This window comes from Bacteroides caecigallinarum (assembly GCF_021531075.1).
GTDB lineage: Bacteria > Bacteroidota > Bacteroidia > Bacteroidales > Bacteroidaceae > Phocaeicola > Phocaeicola caecigallinarum_B.
Map to the genome: position 1 here is coordinate 21,481 of NZ_JADYTJ010000012.1, position 23,061 is coordinate 44,541.

The 23,061-nt window shown below is 39.7% G+C and carries 19 protein-coding genes and 1 other RNA gene; 9 read left to right on the plus strand and 11 right to left on the minus strand.

What is annotated here, in order from left to right; translation table 11 throughout:
* Positions 1–96: 96 nt before the first annotated feature.
* Both I6E11_RS05145 and I6E11_RS05150 read left to right on the plus strand, forming a co-directional pair.
* On the plus strand, positions 97–1,065 hold the full coding sequence (locus I6E11_RS05145; protein WP_235336786.1) for a M23 family metallopeptidase: 969 nt from the start codon (positions 97–99) through the stop codon (positions 1,063–1,065).
* 17 nt (positions 1,066–1,082) lie between these two features.
* Positions 1,083–1,430: a MerR family transcriptional regulator gene (locus tag I6E11_RS05150; protein ID WP_235336787.1), complete on the plus strand. Its 348-nt coding sequence runs from the start codon at positions 1,083–1,085 to the stop codon at positions 1,428–1,430.
* Here the strand turns inward: I6E11_RS05150 and I6E11_RS05155 are convergent.
* The 5 genes from I6E11_RS05155 to I6E11_RS05175 all read right to left on the minus strand — a co-directional run bounded on the left by I6E11_RS05155 (position 1,427) and on the right by I6E11_RS05175 (position 7,496).
* Positions 1,427–3,703 (minus strand): RelA/SpoT family protein, encoded by a 2,277-nt coding sequence (locus tag I6E11_RS05155; RefSeq protein ID WP_235336788.1) that lies wholly within the window; start codon positions 3,701–3,703, stop codon positions 1,427–1,429. The genes I6E11_RS05150 and I6E11_RS05155 overlap by 4 nt on opposite strands.
* A gap of 106 nt (positions 3,704–3,809) precedes the next feature.
* Entirely contained in the window at positions 3,810–5,048 is a 1,239-nt protein-coding gene (locus tag I6E11_RS05160; RefSeq protein ID WP_235336790.1) for a lytic transglycosylase domain-containing protein, read from the minus strand.
* A gap of 3 nt (positions 5,049–5,051) precedes the next feature.
* Positions 5,052–5,834 carry a DUF5683 domain-containing protein gene (locus I6E11_RS05165; RefSeq protein ID WP_262911673.1) on the minus strand — a complete coding sequence of 261 codons (783 nt, stop codon included), beginning with the start codon at positions 5,832–5,834 and terminating at the stop codon, positions 5,052–5,054.
* An 11-nt stretch (positions 5,835–5,845) separates the two neighbouring features.
* Positions 5,846–6,724 carry a ParB/RepB/Spo0J family partition protein gene (locus I6E11_RS05170; protein ID WP_235336791.1) on the minus strand — a complete coding sequence of 293 codons (879 nt, stop codon included), beginning with the start codon at positions 6,722–6,724 and terminating at the stop codon, positions 5,846–5,848.
* Between the two features lie 4 nt (positions 6,725–6,728).
* Positions 6,729–7,496 carry a ParA family protein gene (locus tag I6E11_RS05175; RefSeq protein WP_235336792.1) on the minus strand — a complete coding sequence of 256 codons (768 nt, stop codon included), beginning with the start codon at positions 7,494–7,496 and terminating at the stop codon, positions 6,729–6,731.
* A gap of 351 nt (positions 7,497–7,847) precedes the next feature.
* Here I6E11_RS05175 and surE point away from each other — a divergent pair, with 351 nt between their 5' ends.
* The 6 genes from surE (at position 7,848) to pyrH (ending at position 13,838) form a co-directional block, all read left to right on the plus strand.
* On the plus strand, positions 7,848–8,621 hold the full coding sequence (gene surE / locus I6E11_RS05180; protein ID WP_235336794.1) for a 5'/3'-nucleotidase SurE: 774 nt from the start codon (positions 7,848–7,850) through the stop codon (positions 8,619–8,621).
* A 103-nt stretch (positions 8,622–8,724) separates the two neighbouring features.
* Positions 8,725–9,858 (plus strand): lipid-A-disaccharide synthase, encoded by a 1,134-nt coding sequence (gene lpxB / locus I6E11_RS05185; protein ID WP_235336795.1) that lies wholly within the window; start codon positions 8,725–8,727, stop codon positions 9,856–9,858.
* A 245-nt stretch (positions 9,859–10,103) separates the two neighbouring features.
* On the plus strand, positions 10,104–10,868 hold the full coding sequence (locus I6E11_RS05190; RefSeq protein ID WP_235336796.1) for a DUF1295 domain-containing protein: 765 nt from the start codon (positions 10,104–10,106) through the stop codon (positions 10,866–10,868).
* A 4-nt stretch (positions 10,869–10,872) separates the two neighbouring features.
* Entirely contained in the window at positions 10,873–12,099 is a 1,227-nt protein-coding gene (locus tag I6E11_RS05195; protein WP_235336797.1) for an NADH:flavin oxidoreductase, read from the plus strand.
* Complete coding sequence (locus I6E11_RS05200) at positions 12,099–12,953, plus strand: SDR family NAD(P)-dependent oxidoreductase (protein WP_235336830.1); 855 nt, start codon at positions 12,099–12,101, stop codon at positions 12,951–12,953. The genes I6E11_RS05195 and I6E11_RS05200 overlap by 1 nt, the downstream gene beginning before the upstream one ends.
* A 174-nt stretch (positions 12,954–13,127) precedes the next feature.
* Positions 13,128–13,838 (plus strand): UMP kinase, encoded by a 711-nt coding sequence (pyrH, locus tag I6E11_RS05205; protein ID WP_235336798.1) that lies wholly within the window; start codon positions 13,128–13,130, stop codon positions 13,836–13,838.
* Positions 13,839–13,924: 86 nt separating this feature from the next.
* Here pyrH and I6E11_RS05210 read toward each other — a convergent pair whose 3' ends face one another.
* On the minus strand, positions 13,925–14,440 hold the full coding sequence (locus I6E11_RS05210) for a histidine phosphatase family protein (protein WP_235336799.1): 516 nt from the start codon (positions 14,438–14,440) through the stop codon (positions 13,925–13,927).
* Between the two features lie 75 nt (positions 14,441–14,515).
* Positions 14,516–14,911, minus strand: a transfer-messenger RNA (tmRNA) gene (gene ssrA / locus I6E11_RS05215).
* A 114-nt stretch (positions 14,912–15,025) separates the two neighbouring features.
* Here ssrA and I6E11_RS05220 point away from each other — a divergent pair.
* Positions 15,026–16,159: a lactonase family protein gene (locus I6E11_RS05220; protein ID WP_235336800.1), complete on the plus strand. Its 1,134-nt coding sequence runs from the start codon at positions 15,026–15,028 to the stop codon at positions 16,157–16,159.
* 41 nt (positions 16,160–16,200) lie between these two features.
* Here I6E11_RS05220 and I6E11_RS05225 read toward each other — a convergent pair whose 3' ends face one another.
* The 4 genes from I6E11_RS05225 to I6E11_RS05240 all read right to left on the minus strand — a co-directional run bounded on the left by I6E11_RS05225 (position 16,201) and on the right by I6E11_RS05240 (position 22,999).
* Positions 16,201–17,172 carry a type I phosphomannose isomerase catalytic subunit gene (locus I6E11_RS05225; RefSeq protein ID WP_235336801.1) on the minus strand — a complete coding sequence of 324 codons (972 nt, stop codon included), beginning with the start codon at positions 17,170–17,172 and terminating at the stop codon, positions 16,201–16,203.
* Positions 17,173–17,355: 183 nt separating this feature from the next.
* Positions 17,356–18,528: a beta-helix domain-containing protein gene (locus I6E11_RS05230; protein WP_235336802.1), complete on the minus strand. Its 1,173-nt coding sequence runs from the start codon at positions 18,526–18,528 to the stop codon at positions 17,356–17,358.
* A 47-nt stretch (positions 18,529–18,575) separates the two neighbouring features.
* Positions 18,576–21,266, minus strand: a complete 2,691-nt coding sequence (locus I6E11_RS05235) for a TonB-dependent receptor (RefSeq protein WP_235336803.1) — start codon at positions 21,264–21,266, stop codon at positions 18,576–18,578.
* A gap of 233 nt (positions 21,267–21,499) precedes the next feature.
* Positions 21,500–22,999, minus strand: a complete 1,500-nt coding sequence (locus I6E11_RS05240; RefSeq protein ID WP_235336804.1) for an NADH-quinone oxidoreductase subunit N — start codon at positions 22,997–22,999, stop codon at positions 21,500–21,502.
* Between the last annotated feature and the right edge of the window lie 62 nt (positions 23,000–23,061).

A 23,061-nucleotide genomic window follows, 5' to 3' on the forward strand; every position in this document is an offset into this window, starting at 1 on the left:
TGATTTGCAAAGATAACTTGTTTTATTATTTTTGTCGTTAAAATTGGTGCAAAATATTGATATCTTGTATCTTATTTTTTCATAAAACAGGAAAGAATGCGCAAAGTTTATTACATATATAATCCAAAGACCAGAACTTACGATCGCATTTATCCCACTTTACGTCAGAGGATAATGAGTTATTTGAGGCGTTTGTTTGTAGGTATGGGATTAGGGGCCGGAAGTTTTCTGGTTTTCTTTATTATTTTTGGTTCTCCGTCCGAGAGAGGGTTACGTACAGAGAATTCTCAGTTGCAAGCACAGTATCACATTTTATCTAGCCGCCTTGATGAAGCTCTTAATGTTATGAAGCAAATTCAGCAGCGAGATGATAATTTATACAGGGTAATTATGCAGGCTGATCCTGTGAATGATAGGTTACGACTAGCAAGTTATGGTAATACCAACAGATATGGCGAACTTATGGATATGGCTAATTCAAGACTTGTAGTTAATACATCAAAGAAAATGGACTTATTGGCCAGACAGTTATACATACAGTCGGAATCCTTTGACGAGATAGTTGAACTGTGTAAGAAACATGATGAAATGATTGAATGTATTCCAGCCATCCAGCCAGTTTCTAATAAAGATTTAAAACGTACAGCTTCAGGTTACGGAACACGAATAGACCCGATATACAAAACTGTCAAGTTCCACGAAGGTATGGACTTTTCGGCTAATATAGGTACTCCTGTGTATGTTACTGGAAACGGTAAGGTGATAAAAGCCGGCTGGGAAGGACTTTACGGTTACTGTATTAATGTAGATCATGGCTTTGGCTATGTAACCAAGTATGCACATCTTAGTAAAATAAAAGTAAGAGCGGGTCAGAATGTTGTCAGAGGTGAGATAATTGGTGAAGTAGGAAGTACCGGAAAAAGTACAGGACCGCATTTGCACTATGAGGTTCATGTAAAGGGTAAAGTGGTCAATCCGGTAAATTATTATTTCATGGATTTGAATGCTGAAGATTACGACAAGATGGTTGAAATAGCTTCCAATCATGGAAAGGTTTATGATTGATTTTAAAGTATTATTCTATGGTTTTACGTCCTGATAAAGAACTGAAAATATATTATTCTATAAGTGAAGTCGCACAAATGTTTGATGTGAATGAGTCTTTACTTAGATACTGGGAAAAGGAGTTTCCTTTTATAGCTCCAAAGAAAACCGGTGGTAATGTACGTCAATATAGAAAAGAAGATATTGATAATATAAGACTGGTATATCATCTTGTGAAAGAAAAAGGACTTACACTGGCAGGAGCCAAGCAGAGGTTGAAGCAGGAAAAAGAACTTGAGGCTAAGAATGTAGATATAATAGAACGTTTGAAGGATATAAAAGAAGAGCTCCTTAGTATTCGTAAGGAGCTCGATTATATGACTTAATCGGTTGTGTCATCGTCGAAGTTTTCAATTCTTGTCACACGTTTTACGTTTTCTATTTTCTTTAGATTATTGCATATTGTATTTACATCATCCACATCGTGTACATACAACTGTATTCTTCCTACGAATATACCGTCGTTCGATTCTATATGTAATTTATGGATATTAACGTTAAGTTGTTGTGAGATAATTTCAGTAACTTTATTCAATATTCCTATACCGTCAATACCTTTTACAAAAACATTCACCGGGAAGTAAAGGGCTTTTCCTGTTTCCCATTGTACTGCCAGAAGTCTGTTGCCGAAGCTTGATTTCAGTTGTGCAGCAATAGGACAGTGCAGTTTGTGTATAATAACCCTGTTGTTATCATCTATATATCCCAACACATCATCTCCTGGAATTGGTTTACAACAGTCAGCTATTATATAATTCTTTTGTATAGTGTCCGGAGTTAGCTTTACTATCTTTTTCTTGTCAATGTTTATGGCAGGCGTAATTTCTTTTTCCTGTTTTGAAGTTTTGTTTTTGTTATTTCCTCCAAAATTGAAAGGTATGAATTTTTTCCAGCCGTTGTTTGTTGTTTTTTCTTTGAATTCCTCAATGTCATTATCGCCTAGCTTTACAACTTTCTGGCCAATAAGCAACATAAGTTCTTCATTTGATTTTGCATTGTGAAGTTTGCATAGTCTTGATATGTTTTCTTCGTTTACCTCAATCTTTGCGTTTTTGAGGAATTCATTAAGCATATCTTCACCAATTTGTTGGGTCTCTTTACGTTCTCTCCTTAAAATAGCCTGTATTTTGGCTTTTGCTTTTGCTGTAGTGGCAAAATTTACCCAGTCAGGCTGTACTTTTTGTGATTTAGATGTAAGTATTTCCACCTGATCGCCACTTTGTAGTTTGTGGCTTAGTGGTACTAATTTATGATTAACCTTTGCTCCTATACAGTGGCTTCCCAGGAATGTATGTATTGAGAAAGCGAAATCCAGTGCCGTGCAGTTTTGTGGCATGGTTTTGATTTCACCTTTAGGAGTAAACACAAATATTTCCGAAGCGAAAAGATTAAGTTTTATGGTGTCAAGAAAGTCAAGTGCATCCGGTTGTGGATCGTCCAGAATTTCTTTGATGGTATGCAGCCATTTTCCAAGTTCTCCCTCGTCTTCGCTTATTCCTCCTTCTTTGTATTTCCAGTGTGCCGCAAATCCTTGTTCGGCTATTTCGTCCATTCTGTTACTTCTTATCTGGACTTCAATCCATCTACCCTGATTGCTCATGAGTGTAACATGTAAGGCCTGATAACCATTAGCTTTAGGATGGCTTACCCAATCTCTTAATCTATCCGGATGAGGCTTATATATGCTTGATATTGATACGTATATGTTAAAGCAGTCGATGGCTTCTTTATCAGGACTTTCAGGTTCGAATATAATTCTGACTGCAAGAATATCATATATTTCCTCAAAAGTAATATGTTTGGTCTGCATTTTATTCCATATGGAATACGGAGATTTTACTCTTGCCAGAATTTTATATTTCAGTCCCATATTGTTCAATTGTTCTTTTATAGGGGCTGTAAATTCTTCAAACAGTGAATCGCGTTCAGCCTGAGTGGCTTCCAGCTTTTTCTGTATTTGATTATATGCATCAGGATGCTCATACTTGAAACTGAGATCTTCCAGCTCTGTTTTGATTTTGTTCAAGCCGAGTCTGTTTGCCAATGGCGCATAAATATATAGTGTCTCACCGGCTATTTTATATTGTTTGCTTGGCAGCATTGAACCAAGCGTACGCATGTTATGAAGACGGTCGGATATTTTTATCAATATTACCCTTATATCGTCATTCATAGTGAGCAGCAGTTTCTTGAAGTTTTCTGCTTGAGCCGATGCTCTGTCTCCAAATATACCTCCTGATATTTTTGTCAGTCCATCTACTATCAGTGCTATTCTTTCTCCAAAAAGATTTTGAATATCTTCTACTGTATAGTCTGTATCTTCTACTACATCATGGAGTAGTGCGGCACATATGGATGTTGATCCTAATCCTATTTCGCAGCATGCTATTCTTGCCACAGCAATAGGGTGTAAAATATACGGCTCGCCTGAACGTCGCCTAACGCCTTTGTGTGCTTGTTTGGCGAAGTTGAAAGCTTTGGTGATAATTTCTACTTTTTTTCTATGTCGGCTTTCCAGATATCTGTCAAGTAATTCTTCGAAAGCTTCGTTTATTATTTTTTCGTCAGCTTGTTCTTGAGTAAGTTTCTCATCCGTCATATACGTATTCCTCCAAAAATAACATAAGTGCAAAAATATGAAATAATCAAAAAAAAGCAAGTATTTCTGTGTAATTAATTGAAATACTTGCTTTTTATTTTTCAGCTTATCTTATTCTGATAGTTTTTCCGGCACGTATGTTGCTACCCTTTATTCCGTTTAATCTTCTTATTTGGTTAATACTTACTCCATATTTGGCTGCTATTCCACCTAAAGTTTCTCCACTTCGTATTTTATGATATACTTCAGCCGATTTTGGAGTGGTAACTTTTACTGTAGCTCTTCTGTTTTGATAAACTTGAGGTTTATAATTATAAATGCTATCCTCATGTTCCAGAAAACAACTTACCATATTGTTTGGTAGTCTTAAAGCATACGTTTTCTGATTACCCGGAATAATATCTTTTCTGAATTCCGGATTTAATGCACGCAACTGCTCAATATCAATTTTACATACTTCGGCTATCTGGTTCAGATTAAGGCTTTTGTTTATATGTATTGTGTCTGTGCCTTCCGGCATTTGCATAGCCATTGGTCGGATGTTGTGCTCGCAGTAGTAAGTCATTATGTAATTAGCTGCAATGAAAGCAGGAACATACCCTCTTGTCTCTTTAGGCAGAAAATTATATATAGACCAGAAATCTGTTGCCCCTCCGGCACGTCTTATTGCCTTATTGATATTTCCAGGTCCGCAGTTATAGGCAGCCAATACAAGATTCCAGTCATGATAAATATCATATAAGTCTTTCAGATATCTTGCTGCTGCATATGTTGATTTTATCGGATCTCTTCTTTCGTCTATCAGAGAGTTGACTTCCAGACCGTATATTTTTCCTGTGCGTAGCATAAACTGCCATAGTCCTGTCGCTCCCTGTCGTGAAACAGCGTTAGGATTCAGGGCTGATTCTATTACTGGCAGATATCTTAGTTCGAGTGGTAGATTGTATATTTCAAGAGCCTCTTCAAAAATTGGCATGTATAGATTGTTTGCACTTAGCATGAATGCCACCGTCTCACGCAATCTTCCGGTATATTGGTCTATGAATTTCCTTATTATGTCGTTATAAGGCATCTCAATTACAGCCGGTATCCTCTGGAGCCTGTCAATGTATACAGAGTCACTTATATTGGGATTGGAGTTTCCTGATTCACAGTTTATAGGGGTGATATAGTTCTTTGAAATCCAGTCAAGGTAAAGGCTGTCTGTCGATGACAACATACCTTGTGGAAGTTCTATTTCCTCACTTTCTCCCTGCTCGTTCTTTACAGTTATGGTTTCTGTTTTTTCTTGTGCATATAAAGTGGAAAATCCCAATGATAAAAGGCAAATAATAATCTTCTTCATAATTTAAAATTTAATATTGCATTGTAGTCCTACTCCCTGAGGACGGTTACGAAACGCATCGTTGAACAATGTTGGTTCAAGTTTTAAACTTAAATCTTTTGATATGTCGAAATCAGACAACTCAGCATCTACATAAGCATCTATAACTGAAAGTAGGTATACACCTATAAATGCAAAAATACTGAGGTCTCTTTGTCTTCTATATACATCCTTGGCATTCTTGAATGTTTCCTGATAATATTCCAGATTACTTTCTATATCAACGTATGAAGGAATAAAATCCTTGTAACTGTCATTGTTAGGATTGTCGCTCATTATGTCCTGATATGCCTGTGAATAGTCATTATACATTTTGGTATTCCAGGTCAGGGCGTAAGCACAACCCACGAATCCTCCATATATTATAGGAAGTTTCCAGTATTTCCTGTTATAGATTTGTCCGGCTCCTGGAAGAACCATTGCCATCCATAATGACTTGTTTGAATCCGGTATCCATCTTTTGGGCGTTTTTGCCGGTGTATTCAATACGGAGTCCGATTTGGATGATAATAATGCAGTATCTACGGGAGATTCCAAATTCATAATTTTTTCGTTTATCTCCTCGTCGAAATTCTTGATGGTTATACTATCATTGTCGGTCTTCCTTACGATAGTATCGTTTGCTATCGTATCATTAGGGTAGATAGTTTCATAATTTGCTACACTGATAGCTTGTATCTCGACTGATAACAGCAGAGAGATACAAAATATAATGAAACTTGTATATGTAAGGAATTTCGGTTTCAAGACAATTATCTTTATTCAGTTTGTTTTAATGAATCAAGTATTTCCATAATTCTTTCAAGATCGGCTTCGTCCTTGAATGGAATACTTATTTTTCCTTTTCCCTTTGCACTGCACGACAATTGCACTTTTGTTCCAAAAAAACTTGACAGGTGGTTTTGAAGCACACCGAATGTTTCCGGAAGTTTATTACCTTTTGTTTCTTTTCCGCTTTTTTCGGTGTTCAAAGTCTTTACCAGTTCCTCCACTTTTCTTACGGAGTATCCGTTGGATATTATTTCATTGAAGATTTTCAACTGTGTTTGAGAATCCTCTATAGCAAGAAGTGCTCTGGCGTGCCCCATGTCTATTTCCTTGTTTTTCAAGGCAACCTGTATAGTGGCAGGCAATTTCAGTAATCGAAGATAATTTGCAACGGTTGTTCTGTTTTTGCCAACACGTTCGCTCAGTCGTTCCTGAGTCAGTTCGTATTGTTCTATCAGATGTTGGTATGCAAGAGCTATTTCCAAAGAGTTCAAGTCTTCTCTTTGTATATTTTCTATAAGAGCCATTTCCATTACGTTCTCATCATCTGCTGTTTTTATATATGCCGGTATGGTTTTAAGTCCGGCAAGAGCAGATGCCTTGAATCGTCTTTCTCCCGCTATAATCTGATATGAATCGTCGCTAATCTTTCTTAAAGTTATAGGTTGGATGATACCTACCTCCGCAATAGAATCTGCCAGCTCCTGTAAGGCAACCGGGTCGAACTCGCGTCGTGGCTGGTTAGGATTGGCAGAAATTTTGCTCAATTCTATTTCGCCGATATTTGATGAACCGGAAGTTTTTACTTCCTCATTGGATATCAGCGCATCCAAACCTCTTCCTAAAGCAAATTTTTTCTGTACTGCCATATTCCTATTTCGTGTTTCTTGTTATTATTTCATTGGCCAGTGCCAAATGGTTCTTTGCACCTGTCGATTCTGCATCATATAGTATAGCTGGTATACCATGACTTGGTGCTTCACTCAATTTTACGTTACGTTGTATAATTGTTTTAAACACCAGCTCCTGGAAATGTCTTTTCACATCATCGTAAATCTGGTTTGCCAGACGCAACCTTGAATCGTACATTGTCAGGAGGAATCCCTCTATTTCAAGTGCAGGATTAAGTTTCGTTTTAATAATTTTTATTGTATTAAGCAGCTTGCTTATTCCTTCCAGTGCAAAATATTCGCATTGCACAGGTATGATAACAGAGTCAGCTGCAGTTAGTGCATTGATTGTTATCAGTCCTAATGATGGTGAACAGTCTATAAGAATATAGTCATATTCATCTTTCATTGGTTCCAGAGCTTTTTTCATTATTTTTTCTCTGTTGTCCAGATTAAGCATCTCTATTTCAGCACCTACCAGGTCAATATGCGACGGTATAATGTCTAATCTGTCAATATCGGTCGTATAAATGGCTTCCCTTATGTCTGTCTGGTTTATCAGGCATTCGTAGATGGAACAGTCGATTTCATTTACGTTTACCCCAAGTCCTGAAGAAGCATTAGCCTGTGGATCAGCGTCTATAACTAATACCTTCTTTTCAAGAGTTGCCAATGATGCAGCCAAATTTATTGTTGTGGTTGTTTTTCCCACACCGCCTTTTTGATTGGCTAAAGCAATTATTTTTCCCATATCAATCAGTTTTATCCGGATGCGAAGTAACTAATAATTAGTGATACGACCTATTAAAATAATGTTACTTTTGCGGAAAGTGTTGATAACTTACTGCTTTTGTTAATAACTAAATCGGGACAAAGATAGTGCAAACTAAGTGAAATACAAAGTGAAAACATAGTTTTCGACTTTTAATACCTAAGTGTAGCAAATCTTATCCAAAGATACTGAAAACCATGTAAAAAACTAATGGACTTTGTGAAGATTAATATTTGAAAACGTATTGTCACATAGTTTTTTTGTTCCATATTCCGAAAGGTTGTAACTTTACATCGTTTTTAGTTGAATATGAATAAACATTGTTTAAATATGGCAAACTGCAAACCACTTATTCTGCTGTCGAACGATGATGGCTATCAGGCTAAAGGAATCAATGAGTTGATAAAGGCTTTACGTGATGAGGCTGATTTGGTTGTCGTTGCTCCGGACGGACCTCGCTCGGGAGCTTCGGGGGCTATTACATCTGCTGTTCCTGTACATTACGAAAAAATGAGCGAGGAAGAAGGTCTTGTGGTGTATAAGTGTAGCGGTACTCCGGTAGACTGTACTAAACTGGCTCTGCATGCTATAGTAGACCGAATTCCTGATATGGTTATAGGAGGTATAAATCATGGAGACAATTCTTCTGTAAATGTACATTATTCCGGTACAATGGGCGTAGTGATAGAAGGATGTCTGAAAGGTATTCCATCAATTGGTTTTTCTCTTTGTAACCATGCTGCGGATGCTGATTTCTCTTTTACATTGCCATATGTGAAAAGCATTGTTAAAAACACATTGGCGAACGGCCTTCCATACGGGACATGTCTTAATGTGAATTTTCCGGATACTGAAAATCTTAAAGGTATTCGTATATGCCGTCAGACTGATGGCGTGTGGATAAATGAGTTTGCCGAATGCAACCATCCGAGACATAACGGTTATTACTGGCTTACAGGTTCCTATAAGAACTATGAACCAAATGCTGAAGAAACGGACCATTGGGCACTTGATAATGGTTATGTAGCTATTACACCTACCAAAATAGATGTCACCGCATATGAACTAATAGATAAGATGAGGTCGTGGAACTGGTCTCTTTAAGTGGACAAGGCTACAGTTACAAGTTGACAAGGTTCGCTATTCGGATAGTAAGCCTTGTCACCTTGTCACCTCGTTAACTTGTAACTAAAAAATCAAAACTCACATGAAATATTATTTGATAGTAGGAGAGGCTTCAGGCGACTTGCACGCTTCGAATTTGATGCGCTCGCTTAAGAAATATGACAGGAATGCTGAGTTCCGTTTCTTTGGAGGAGACTTGATGAAGTCTGTAGGAGGAACACTGGTAAAGCATTATAAGGATATGGCATATATGGGATTTATTCCTGTGTTGTTACATCTGCGTACCATCTTCCGCAATATGAGCCTGTGTAAATCGGATGTAGTGGGATGGAAACCTGATGTGTTGATTCTGATAGATTACCCTGGATTTAATCTGAAAATAGCCCAATATATCAAGCAGCATACGGATATACCAGTCTATTATTACATCTCTCCGAAGATATGGGCATGGAAGGAATACCGCATAAAGAATATTAAGCGTGATATTGACAAGATGCTTTCCATACTCCCTTTCGAGGTGGATTTCTACAAGAAACATAATTATCCGATATCTTACGTAGGAAATCCTAGTGTAGATTCTGTCTCGGAATATCTTGCAAATCATCCTTCTGACAGACTTTCTTTCATTAAAGAAAACGGGCTGTCGGACAAACCTGTAGTGGCTATACTTGCCGGAAGCCGTAAGCAGGAGATAAGGGACAATCTGACTCGTATGATGGAAGTGACACGTTTTTTCCCCGACTATCAGTTTGTTGTGGCAGGAGCTCCAGGCATATCGCATGACTATTATAAACAATACATCACTTCCGAAACTAAGATAGTGTTCTCGCAGACATACAGATTGCTTCAACATTCTGTGGCAGCTATGGTTACGTCCGGAACGGCAACGCTTGAAACGGCATTGTTCGGAGTTCCGCAAGTGGTGTGCTATTATATGTCGGCTGGAAAACTTGTTTCTTTCTTAAGGAAGTTCCTGCTAAAAGTTAAGTATATTTCGTTGGTAAATCTTATCACAGGCGAGGAAACGGTGAAAGAACTTGTTGCCGACGGGATGACAGCCTCTAATCTGAAGCAAGAGTTTGCGGCAATATTACCCGGAGGGAATAAACGTGATTGCGTACTGAATGGATACTCGGAGTTGAAACGTATATTGGGCAATCCCGGAGCATCAGAAAAGGCAGCAGAATGTATAGTGAAATCATTGAAATCAAGGTAAAGGCTGTCTTTAAGATAGGGGTTGTGTAAAGTAAATTCAGTTATAGTCAGAGTCATTTTGAATAAAATAAAGTGCTTTGCCTCCACACGAACGTGCGGAGAACTACACACGTTCGTGTCGGGTTCTCCGCACGGCCGTGTGGAGATAATAATGTCTCATTTTTTATGAATCATATCCAATGTTTTGAAATCTATAATTGACAGAGTAAAAATAAAATTATAAATTTGGGGGAAAATACGGATTCTATGATTAATACTTTGTTTAATTCTCTGATGTACATTATGCCTGTGCTGGCTATAATAGTGTTCATCGCTCTCTTCTTCGTTAAGGCAGGATATGGTATATTCCACACCAAAAGTTGGGGTCTGAGTCTTCCAAATAAAGTAGGGTGGGTGATAATGGAATGTCCTGCTTTTATTCTTATGGCTGCAATGTGGCTTACAGGGCAATATTCCATGATGTCTGCTCCTGCTGTCTTCTTTATCCTTTTCGAAATACATTATTTCCAAAGGGCGTTTGTTTTCCCTCTTCTGATGAAAGGTAAGAGCAAGATGCCAGTGAGTATAATGCTTATGGGAGTAGTGTTTAATCTAATCAACGGTTTTCTGATAGGATATTCATTGTTCCATATTGAGAATTCTGACAAATATACTGCCGAATGGCTTTATTCACCTTGTTTCATAATAGGTACGTTGGTATTTATTGCCGGGATGGTGATAAACCTTCATTCGGACAATGTGATAAGACATCTTCGCCCGAAGGGTGATACAAGACATTATTTTCCACAAAAAGGGATGTACCGTTACGTCACGTCTGCCAATTATCTGGGAGAGCTGATGGAATGGACAGGATTTGCCATACTTACATGCGATGCAGCGGCATGGGTATTCGTGGTATGGACTTTCGCCAATCTCGCTCCGCGTGCATATGCCATAAGGAAACGCTATGTGGAGGAATTCGGAACAGAAGTAGTAGGAAAAAGAAAATGTTTGATACCTTATATATATTAGGAATATGGAAATATCAAAACTGTTTACAGAATATAAGATTGGTCCTTTGACGCTGAGAAACCGTACCATACGTTCGGCTGCGTTCGAAAGTATGTGTCCCGGCAACAAGCCGTCGAAGGCTTTGTATGACTATCATGTGTCGGTTGCTCATGGTGGAGTGGGAATGACTACTGTGGCATACGCTGCAGTGACACGAAGCGGACTTTCGTTCGACCGACAGTTGTGGATGCGTCCTGAGATTGTTCCCGACCTGAAGAAACTTACTGATGCAATCCATAGTGAGGGAGCTGCTGCCAGCATTCAGCTTGGACATTGTGGAAACATGTCGCACAAGAGTATCTGTGGAGAAACACCTGTCGGTGCATGTACCGGATTCAACCTGTATTCGCCTACATTTGTCCGCGGACTCCGCAAGGATGAACTTCCTGTCATGGCTAAGGCATACGGCGATGCGGTGAGATTGGCTCGTGAGGCAGGTTTTGATGCTGTAGAGATACATGCTGGACACGGATATCTGATAAGCCAGTTCCTTTCTCCATACACCAATCACAGAAAGGATGAGTATGGCGGTTCGTTGGAGAACAGAATGCATTTCATGGACGAGGTTATGGCAGAGGTGATGAAAGCTGCCGGAAGCGATATGGCTGTTCTGGTAAAGATGAACATGCGCGACGGATTCAAGGGAGGAATGGATATAGACGAGAGCCTGAAGGTGGCACAGCGGTTGAAAGAGGACGGCGCGCACGCACTTGTTCTCAGTGGAGGTTTCGTAAGCAAGGCGCCTATGTACGTCATGCGTGGAGCTATGCCTATAAAGACTCTTACTCATTACATGGACTGCTGGTGGCTGAAATACAGTGTGAAACTTTTCGGACGCATGATGATACCTACAGTGCCTTTCAGCGAGGCTTATTTTCTTGAAGATGCACTGAAGTTCAGGGAGCAGATTAAGGATATTCCGCTTGTATATGTAGGCGGACTTGTTTCAAGAGAGAGAATAGATGAGGTGCTGAACAAGGGATTTGAGTTTGTACAGATGGGGCGTGCCCTGTTGAATGAACCTGGATTCGTCAATCGCATGAAGACTGAAGAATGTGCCAGATGCAATTGCGGACACAGCAACTACTGTATAGGCAGAATGTACACAGTTGATATGGCATGTCATAAGCATCTGAAAGAGGAACTTCCGCCTTGTCTGAAAAAAGAAATTGAAAAACTGGAGAACAAATGATGAAGAAGACTGCTGTAATAACGGGAGCCGACGGAGGTATGGGCTCGGAAATAACCAAGGCCGTTGCGCTGGCAGGTTATCATGTGATAATGGTGTGTTACACCAGTTTCAAGGGTGAGGAAAGAAAAAGCAGGATTGTTCTTGATACCGGTAATGATGATATAGAGGTGGTTCAGGCAGACCTGTCTTCGATGGAGTCGGTGGTTGAGGCTGCAAGAAAGATTAAGAGCAAGACTCCTTCGGTGGAACTTCTGATGAATAATGCCGGCACAATGTGTACGCATTTCACACGTACGGAAGATGGTTTTGAACATACTGTAGCTGTAAATTATTTGGCTCCGTATCTTCTTACCTTTTTATTATTGCCACTGATGCATGAAGGAAGCAGGATTGTAAATATGATTTCGTGTACATATGCCATCGGTAAGATAGGTCCTAGTTTCTTTACGAAAGGACGTGAGGGCGGTTTCTTCCGTATTCCTATATACAGCAATACCAAACTTGCACTCTGGCTTTTCACCCGTGAACTCTCCGAACGCATAAAAGACAGGGGAATAACGGTAAACGCTTCCGACCCGGGAATAGTTTCTACCAATATCATCAGAATGGATATGTGGTTCGATCCTCTTACGGATATTCTGTTCCGTCCGTGTATCCGTACTCCACGACAGGGAGCGGATACGGCGATACATCTTCTGCTTGATGAAAAGTACGAAGGTGTTACCGGTGAAATGTTCGCCTCTTGCAAGCAGAGGAAATTAAGCGACAAGTATCTGCATCATCCTCAGATGAAAGAACTGTGGGAACAAACAGAGAAGAAGCTGGAACGTTTTTTAGTTCCTGAAAATTTGTAATGTAATAATCAAATAAGTAATTTTGTGTTGCTAAACTTAAAAACTTGCGAACTCAAGACATAAGTACAAAAGAACATATATAATATAAAAATTTGTTCTTCTGTTGACTGCGTCGATTTTCAATTCTTTTGTCGAAAAAATAAAAACAAACTAATAAACTCAAAAAAAACAATTATGGCTAAATTCAAAAGAATCCTCCTCAAACTGAGCGGTGAAAGCCTGATGGGAGAAAAGAAATACGGTATAGACGAAAAACGCCTTGGCGAGTATGCACAGCAAATTAAGGAAATACACGATATGGGTGTGCAGATTGGTATCGTGATAGGTGGTGGAAATATTTTCCGCGGACTGAGCGGTGCTGGTAAGGGATTCGACCGTGTAAAAGGCGACCAGATGGGAATGCTTGCTACAGTTATCAACAGCCTTGGACTTAGCTCTGCTCTTGTAGCTGCAGGTGTGAAGGCACGTGTACTTACAGCAATCCGTATGGAACCTATAGGTGAGTTCTATACCAAATGGAAAGCCATTGAGGCAATGGAAAACGGCGAAGTGGTAATTATGTCTGCCGGAACAGGAAATCCGTTCTTCACTACAGATACAGGTTCTTCGTTGAGAGGTATCGAAATTGAGGCAGATGTAATGTTGAAGGGAACACGTGTAGATGGTATCTATACAGCTGACCCTGAAAAAGATTCTACTGCAACTAAGTTTGACGAAATTACATACGACGAGGTTCTTGCACGCGGACTAAAGGTTATGGACCTGACAGCTACATGTATGTGTAAGGAAAATAACTTGCCTATAATTGTGTTCGATATGGATACTGTGGGTAATCTTAAGAAAGTAATGTCTGGCGAGAACATTGGAACTTTGGTTCATCCTTGATTTCCCCGGATAATACAAGGACTCAATAAAAAACGCATGATATTCAGCCCTATTACTTGCTGTTAATATCATGCGTTTCTTTATTATTATATTGTAAATTTTCTTACCTCGGCATTCTTCATATGCTGGATGTTGTATAACTCATCTATTCCTACACCCATAATGTGTGCCTGGATGGAGCGGTTGATAAGACCGTGAGCAACTACAAGAACGTCTTTCCCTTTGTATTTTTCTTTTATATACTCTACTATTTGTTTGCCTCGTTCGTAAAGCATTTCTTTTGTTTCGGCATCATCGGGTATATTCTGTTTATCAACAGAATCTATTTTGAGTCCGGTCCATGCCCCCCAGTCTATTTCCCTAAGAAGTGTGTTCTGTTCCCAAGGCAGATTTCTGTCTGCCATAGCCAGATTTACTGTGTCAACAACACGTTTCAAATCGCTGCTGAGTATGCAGTCAAGATGTATGTCGCGGAGTTCTTTTCCTAGGTTTAGTGCCTGTTCTATTCCCTCTTTGGTAAGATTTCCCGGCATATGTCCCTGAAATATCCGCATCAGGTTTTCTTCCGTCTGTCCGTGGCGGGTGAGGTAGATTGTAGTCATATTTAAGATAAATTTGTTATAAACAAAAATAGCTAACCTGACGTTGTGACAGATTAGCTATTGTCTTTTAAAGTTCCGTGGAGCTGGAGGGAGTCGAACCCTCGTCCAAACAAGGAAGCCATATGCTTTCTACATGCTTATCTCTGCCTTCGGTTTTCGTGCATAAGCAAGACCAGAGCCACCCACTTATACCTTAGTCCTTAAATTTCACCGGAGCCGCAGGACTAGACTCAAGCTATTCCCGATTTTGCTGCACCGCTATATCAAACGCTTCGGAACAAGAGCTTTTGAGCGATGTCTCGTTTCTATCACTGTGACAGAAATAAAGCTAATCTACTGTACTTCGATTAAGCAGCGAGAGCATAGTTTTCGTTGCCAGATAATTGTTCAGTAACTGAGATTATAGTGCAAATCACTGACGCACTGCATGCTTACATACCACATCTCTCGCTGTCAAAACCAAACAACCCCGGATGTTAGTATTAAATTGTATGCAAAAATAATAAAAATATCTCTAAGTACCAATTCCTAAAGATAAAATGTATATTTTTGAGTGTTCAACCAATGATTTAAATTAATTATATAATGAATAAGAAGAAGCAAATTTTTTTCTTGTCAGTTTCATTAATGTTTATGGGATGTACATCTGCAGAGAAAAAGGATAAGACATTTGATATAGTAGACTCAGATTCGTTGGTGTTTGTATCAGGAAGTTATTCCTCGCAAGAGGAGGAGGGAATAAAAGTCTTTACATTTTCTCAAAAGAATGCAGATTTCAGCTATAAGTCGGGGGTTAAGGGAGTTCCTAATCCTTCTTTCCTTTCAGAATTGACATCGGGTAATATCATATATTCTGTAGCTGAAGGTGGAGGTGATGACTCTTTCCTTTATTCACTGAAATATAATCCTGACAGTTTGAAACTGACGGTAATAGGTCGTGACAGGACTAATGGCTCTTCCCCGTGTTTTGTCATGGCAGACGAAAATGCAGGCAAGGCTTTTACTGCCAATTATTCAGGTGGAAACTTTTCAGTTTTCGATATAGATAAAGAAGGGGGAGTCTTTCTAAGTAAGAATATAGATTTTAGTGGTCATAGTATACATCCTACAAGACAGAAAGTACCACATATCCATTCTGTATATTATTCGCCAGACAGTACACAACTTTGGGCGAGTGATCTTGGAACAGACAGAATCAGAGTTATTGATACTGCAGATTATTCGCATGATGATGAAGATGATATTGTATTGCCAGGCGGTAGCGGACCGCGACATATGTGTTTTCATTCCAGTGGAAAGTATGCTTACGTCATAACAGAACTTAGTGGAGATGTTATGGTATTGGAAATAAAAGAAAATAATAAAGTCAATATAATTCAGACTGTGAAGGCCGATACTGTAGGAGGTGAGGGGAGCGCTGATATTCATTTATCACCCGATGAGAGATTCCTTTATGCGTCGTGCAGGATAAAGTCTGATGGTATAGCAGTTTTCAAAGTTTCATCTGAAAATGGAAGGGTAGAACGTGTAGGATATTGTCTGACAGGAAAGCACCCTCGTAACTTTGCTATTACGCCAAATGGTAAGTATATTCTTGTGGCATGTCGTGATGAGAATGCTATTGAGATATATGAAGTGAATCAGGAAACGGGTATACTTAAGGATACAGGAAAAAGAATATATACCAAGGCTCCGGTTTGTGTGCGTTGGATATTATAAAAAAAAACAATCCCGTTGTGGGATTGTTTTTTTATGTGTGTTTATACGTAAGTTTCCAGGAACTTTACTTCGCCCGAAGGTATAACTTCAAGATTTTGTGTGGTAGCAGAGAAAAGAACTGATTCTCCGGCCTGCATTTCTATGCTGTTACCTTCATTGTCCGTTATAGTACATGAACCTTCCATGCATATATAGATTACGAAAGAATCAAGTTCAGAATAGTCCATAGTCATAGATTCGGTAAGATGGTATACTGAAGTAGTGAAATATGGACATGATACCAAATCTACAGGACGATCCTTGCATGGAGTGTACGGCGTACGGTAGTCTTGTTCCACACTGTAGTCAATTGCTTCTTTTGAAAGTTCTGTATGCAGCTCACGTGTATTTCCGTTCTTGTCTTTACGGTTGAAATCGTAAATACGGTAAGTTATGTTTGATGTCTGCTGAATTTCTGCAATGAAACATCCTGCACCTATACTGTGGATTCGTCCTGCAGGAAGGAAGAATACGTCGCCTGGTTGTACGGCATAATCAGCTAAAGCATCGCATATTGTATTGTCTGCTATCATCTGTTCATATTGTTCAGGAGTAATGCTCTTGCTAAGTCCCGAACGCAGATGAGCTTTTCCACCGGCATTGTCAATTACATACCACATTTCTGTTTTACCCATAGAGTTGTGACGTTTCATTGCCAGTTCATCGTCCGGGTGTACCTGAATAGACAAGTCGTCTTGCGCGTCAATGAATTTAATCAATAGAGGAAATTTACCATTAAATCTCTTATAGTTTGCTTCGCCTACCAGTGCTCCTTTATATTCCTGAACCATCTGTGTGAGGTTCTTTCCCGCATCAGTACCGTTGGACACTACTGATTCGTCACCAGGAACGTCCGATATTTCCCAGCTTTCGCCCACGTTCTGTTGTGTGCAGTCAAGGTGTTTGAAAGGAATGATCTTGTCGCCACCCCATATTGTAGATTTCAGGATGGGGTTGAATTTTAATGGATACATAGTTTTATGGTTTATTAGGTTATGATTATGGCGTAAATTTAAGCAAAAACTTCTTTAACTCCTCTAATTCCTTTAACATCTTTACTTCTGTACTTCTTTGTCTTATAAAAAAAAGACCTGCATACGTCTGTACGCAAGTCTTTCCGTAATTTTATATTCGTGTGTTTTTAAGTGTGTATCAGATTATATTTCATATCCTGTCCATCCGAAGATATCGGCATTACATCCTGTGTTGCCTGCTTCAATCTTGATAGAAGGGTATGTCTCGTCACCACTGTTGATATCTACTCCACCTTCAACTCTTGTTCCTTCGTTAGCGTTAGTAAGGCTGATGGAAGTTTCAGTTGTAGCATTTCCTTTTTTGTCAGTTACGTCGATAATATCTTTGCAAGCTCCGTTGCCTGTAAGCAGAGCGTTAGTGATAGTAGCTGTGGCTCCACGACGTACTTTGATTGCTTCGTGCATATAGTAACCTTCTTCTGTATTATTTGCCAGACGGAGATCTATAGTCATATTTTCTACAGTGAAGTTGGACTGTGGAGTGTGGTCTGGGCCATTACCGTCAAGATTGCCGTCGGCTTCAATACCGCGTGGGTCTTCTTCTGTGCTGCTGTAGCCTTCTGCCCAGATACCATAGCAGTTGCTCAATTTTCCGGCATATCCCTGAGTGAAGTCGAACATATCATCGTCTGGATTTACAGCAAGAAGTCCGTTTACATTTACTGTTCCTCCGAAGAATTCGATAGCATCGTCTGCACTTTCAAGTACGTAGATGTTTTCTATTTTTGTTCCGTTTCCTACGCCATTAAGTGTAAGACCGTTGTGTTCCACATCGGCACTTGAACGTGCTCCTGCATATTCTATTTTGACATATTTCAGTACACCTGAGTTGTCGGCAGCATTTGTGCCGCCATATGCATAAGCATTATTCACTTCTGTGGCACCTGTGCTTCCAGCTTCTTCGCCTGAGATAGGAGCTTTACCGTTGATAATTATACCACCCCAATAACCAGACTTGGCTCCGGTTTCTGCAGCTGTGAAAGTGATAGGTTTTTCTGCAGTACCTTCTGCATTGATTTTACCACCCTGAAGAACGATAAGATAGTTACTGAAACCTTTCTTACATTTGATAACTGTTCCTGCAGGGATAACGAGTTCTCCACCTTCTTCAACAGTAACAGTACCGTTAAGTGTATATTCCTTTGTTGCGTCAAGAGTTACTGTATTTGTTATAGCTCCTGAGAGGGTGTTTTCTTCTGTTGTAGGGTCCTTTGGGTCGTTTTCATTGCTGCAAGAAGAAAGAACAGCTGCGCTCATTGCGCAAAATGCCATAGCATTGATAAAAAACTTTTTCATTTGTTTAAGTTTTAAGTTAGTGAGTCTTTTTGTATATAATTCTATGTTTAAAATTTATAAGTTAGTCCAATAGAAAAGTTTCTTCCCTTTGTATAATCGTTAAGGATAATCTTTTCATTGTTTTCGCCTGAAGCTTCGCGGAAAAGCTGGTACGAAGGATTAATCAGATTCTTCATCTTGAGATCAAGGCTCAGATGTTTGTTTATCTGTCCCCCTATTACTATGTCTAGCGTAGGAACACCTTTTTCAATAATGTCCTTATATCCTTGAGTTCCTATGGTATAAACGCGGTCGGAAAAATAGTTGCAGACTATAGTACCTGTAATTCCGAAATCATTGCGTTTGAACTGGTATGTGATGTCGGCATTCCCGATGAATGGTGCTGCACCTTCAAGTTGCGAGCCGGTTGGGTCTGTAGCCTGTTCTACTTTAGCCATAGTGTATGTGTATGCTCCGTTAAGTCCGAAATTCATTTTGTGGAGAGCTTCGCCAGCTGTGTGCTTGAATATGTCTTTTCTGAGTTCGAACTCCACTCCTGCCGCTGTGGCACAGTCTGATATATTTTCGTATGAGAGATATCCACCGGCACTTGCAATCTCTATTCGTGAGATAGGATTCTGGATATATTTATAGAATACCCCCACAGATATTAACTCGCCTGCAGATGGATAGAAATCCCATTTTAAATCAATATTATAGTTATCACTTGGTTTCAGGTTCTGATTACCCTGACTCTTGAAGTTCACCCCAATATAGCGGAATGGAGATATTTCCTTACTTTGTGGCAAAGTGTATGTTTTACTAAGTCCAAGACGAAGACTATGCTTTTCTGCCACGTCGTACTTGAAGTTCAGGCTTGGAAGAATAAATGGCTTGTTTATATCTTCGCTGCCTTGGTCGCCACCACGGTTTACGTTATAGTCAATGTTCATCAGTACATAATCCATACGTACCCCCACGTTTGCTGTGAATGATTCTGCAAGGCGATATGTGGCATCGGCATATACGGCATTGATATATTTTTTTACATCGTATATATCGTTGTTTCTATCAAGACTGAATTTCCCGGCTGTCAAGTTATTCTGATTAAAGAAATTGTCAAGCTTAAGTTCGTTTAAGTTGAAAGACTCAGAACCTATTGCAGACATATCGTATTCTACAGCTTCGAAAGCATCTTTTACCATTCGTCCGGTATAACCGAATTTCAGCATAGAACTGCCATCTATTTTGTCCGGAAGATTGAAAATGGCTTCAATTTTCATGTTTAGGTCATGCTCTGTAAGTTCAGAGAAATATCTTTGCTGCGAACCAGTACCACGTGTAGGAGTGTATAAGTTTTCAGTTTCAGTTTCTGAAAGATAATTTATCCTTCTGTCTGGTTCATTACCGGATACATAGTTGTATGCTAAACCGGCATTTAATTTCCATTTATCAGAAAGTTTCCATGAAGAGTTTATTTGGTTTACAACTAATAGGTTGTCGTTGGCTTGCTGACGACGCATGAAACCTTGGCTTCTGTCAGAACTTTGAAACTTGTCTGACATCCCTAAATAGTCGGCAACATATTGGTTGTTCGAATGAATCATCATTAGGTTGTATGATAATTCGTTGTCATTTTTCATCAGGTAGTTGACATTCCCCAGAAGCATCTGAGAGATGTTACGTTCGTATTTTTCCCCTTTCTGATCCTGATATATAGTTCCGTTTGTAGTTGTGTTTCTTACAATCTCATCAGTGAAAGTATTGCTCTGCGAATAGTTGGCAAGTACAAGCACGTTCAATGGATTTAAATCTTCGCCTACATAGAATTTATTTCCTGCAGCGACAGAATAACTATGGTCTGGGTTGAAATTTGTATGTTTAGGGTCAAGGCTGTTTTTAAATCCGAATGTTGACAGATCTGTTCCCGGTTGAGCCTTATTGGAAATACCCATATATCCGGCACCGTTCTGTATATAGAAAGGCTGGCTTACAGTTTGTGTATTCAGACCAAAAGAACCGCCTACTTCAAGCATGTCCTGTCCGATCAGTTCTTTCGACTGGATGTCTATTACTGCTCCTGCTGCATCGCCTGCTCCTGAAGCGGAGAAAACTTTATTTACACCTACCGACTGTATCACATCGGTGTCGAAAAACGAAAGCGAGATATTTTTGTATTCCGGATCTTCAGAAGGTATAGGAAACCCGTTCAACATCGTAGTGTTATATCTGTCGCCCAGTCCGCGTACAAATACATTCTTTACGCCTTCCTGTTTGCTGATACCTGAGATTTTCTGTACAGCACCTTCCGCATCGCTTACACCTTTTCTTGAAAGTTCCTTGGCTCCAACAGCTTGACGGGAAAGTACAGATTTTTTTTGCTCTAGGAGAAGGAAGTTTTCGCTTTCACGATTGAGGCTTGCTACTACCTCTATACCTCCCAGCACTACTGATTCTTCCTCTAATTCTATATTATTGATAGTTTCCCCTTTTACTTTTATATTATCTAGTACCAGATTTTTATAACTTACGTATCTTACTTCTATTTCGTATTCTTCTCCGTCTGGTACATTGATTTCATAATTACCATCATAGTCTGTAATGGCACCTATATTGGTTCCTGCCACTGTGATGGTAGCACCAATAATCGGCTCACCTGTTTTCTTGTCAACAACACTTCCTTTCAGTATTCCTGCGCTGGCATCCATCGCAGATGTCATTGCTGTAACTCCTAAAAATAGTCTGATAAAATTATTCATTCTTTTTACCCTTTTGTTTTCGAGGGCAAAATTACAGCTGTGGTATTACTTGGATGTTTCCGTTGTTTTATAAAACGTTTACGTATTGATTACATATCGGTTACATTGTATAGTTCAATGTAGGAGCAGACAAAATACGGGCGGACCGGATACAATTAGACGAGTTGATAAGGTTCCGTCTGGATGGGAAACCTTGTCAACTCGTCAATTGAATACTGTTTTATATTAAGTAATTATAGTCCTGCTACAGCTTCTATTCCTCCGTATACACTGCTCAGTATACCAAGTAGAATTATTCCGGCAAGACAGATGGCAAGCGAAGTGCGTGTGAGCCATGAGCTACGGAAATGAGGAAGCGGATTGTCGTTTGGTGTGATATACATGGCTTTAACTACCAGCAGGTAGTAATAGAGCGAAATCACAGTATTGACAAGTGCTAGGAACACTACAAGCCAGTGGCCAGCATTGAATGCCGATGCAAATACGAAGAACTTACTGAAGAAACCTGCAAACGGAGGTATTCCGGCAAGGGAAAACATGGCTATAGTCATGACGAAAGTAAGACGTGGATTCGTGCGGTAAAGTCCGGCATATACGCTACGGCTTACGGCATTTTCCGATTTTACTATTTCTTCAGAACGTGACAGGGCATTTTCCATATGTTCTCCTTCTACCTTGTCTGCTTTGGCATAGTTCTCGCCAAGAACATGTCTTTCAATTACTCCGATAACTCCGAATACGGCTAGGTTTGCTACTATATATACTGTGATGTAATATACCAGTGAAGTTGTACCCTGAGTGTTTCCTGCTATTACTGCCAGCATGATATACCCTGCTTGTGAGATACTACTGTAGGCCATGAAACGTTTCATGTTGTCCTGAAGTATCGCAAAGATATTTGCCAGCGTTATTGTAACTACTATCACGATGCTGAGCATCAGTTCCCAACGGTCTGACATTGGCGCGAATACTTTTGTAAGAATACTCATAAGAGCAAAGGCTGCAGCTCCCTTAGAGATGACAGACAGATATCCTGCAACAGCTGTAGGTGCACCTTGGTATGTGTCCGGTGTCCACATATGGAATGGTACAAGGCTGAGTTTGAATCCCAAACCTGCAAAAAAGAACACCATTGCAAGTATCTGTAGAGGTGTACCTGTGATATTGGCAGTCATGTCTGCAAAATAAGTAGTTCCACATGTTCCGTAAATTAGCGAGAGTCCGTAAAGCATCAATCCGGAAGAGAACATAGAATTAAGTATGAATTTTGCTCCTGCCTCTGCACTGTGGTGTTTCCACTTGTCGAAAGCTATGAGACATGCCATAGGGATACTGGCAAGCTCAAGTCCAACATAGAACAGGATAAAACTTCCGGCACTGACCATAAAATACATTCCCAGTAGAGTGCTTATTGTTATTACGTAAAACTCGCCAGCTTTGTGGCGTGAGTCGGGCGATGAAATCCATTCGCCAGCCTGCATAAACACCAGAAGAGTACCTGCAGTAAGTATTGTTTTTACAACAGAAGCAACCGGTGTGCAATGGTACATTCCACCGAAATATTCTCCGGCGGATGGTTGTATGTTCAGAATTAATTGTATCACCATCAAAATGCAGGTCATTGTCTGCAATGCTTTGTGGTGAGGCCCTTTCATAATCAAGTCTGCCAGAAGGATTATAATCATTATGGCTGCCAGACCGATTTCTGCCTGCATTGGTATAAATTGAAACATATATTTGATTTTTTAGTCCTTGGTTTTTAGTTGTTAGTCCTTAGTTCTAACAACTAAAAACT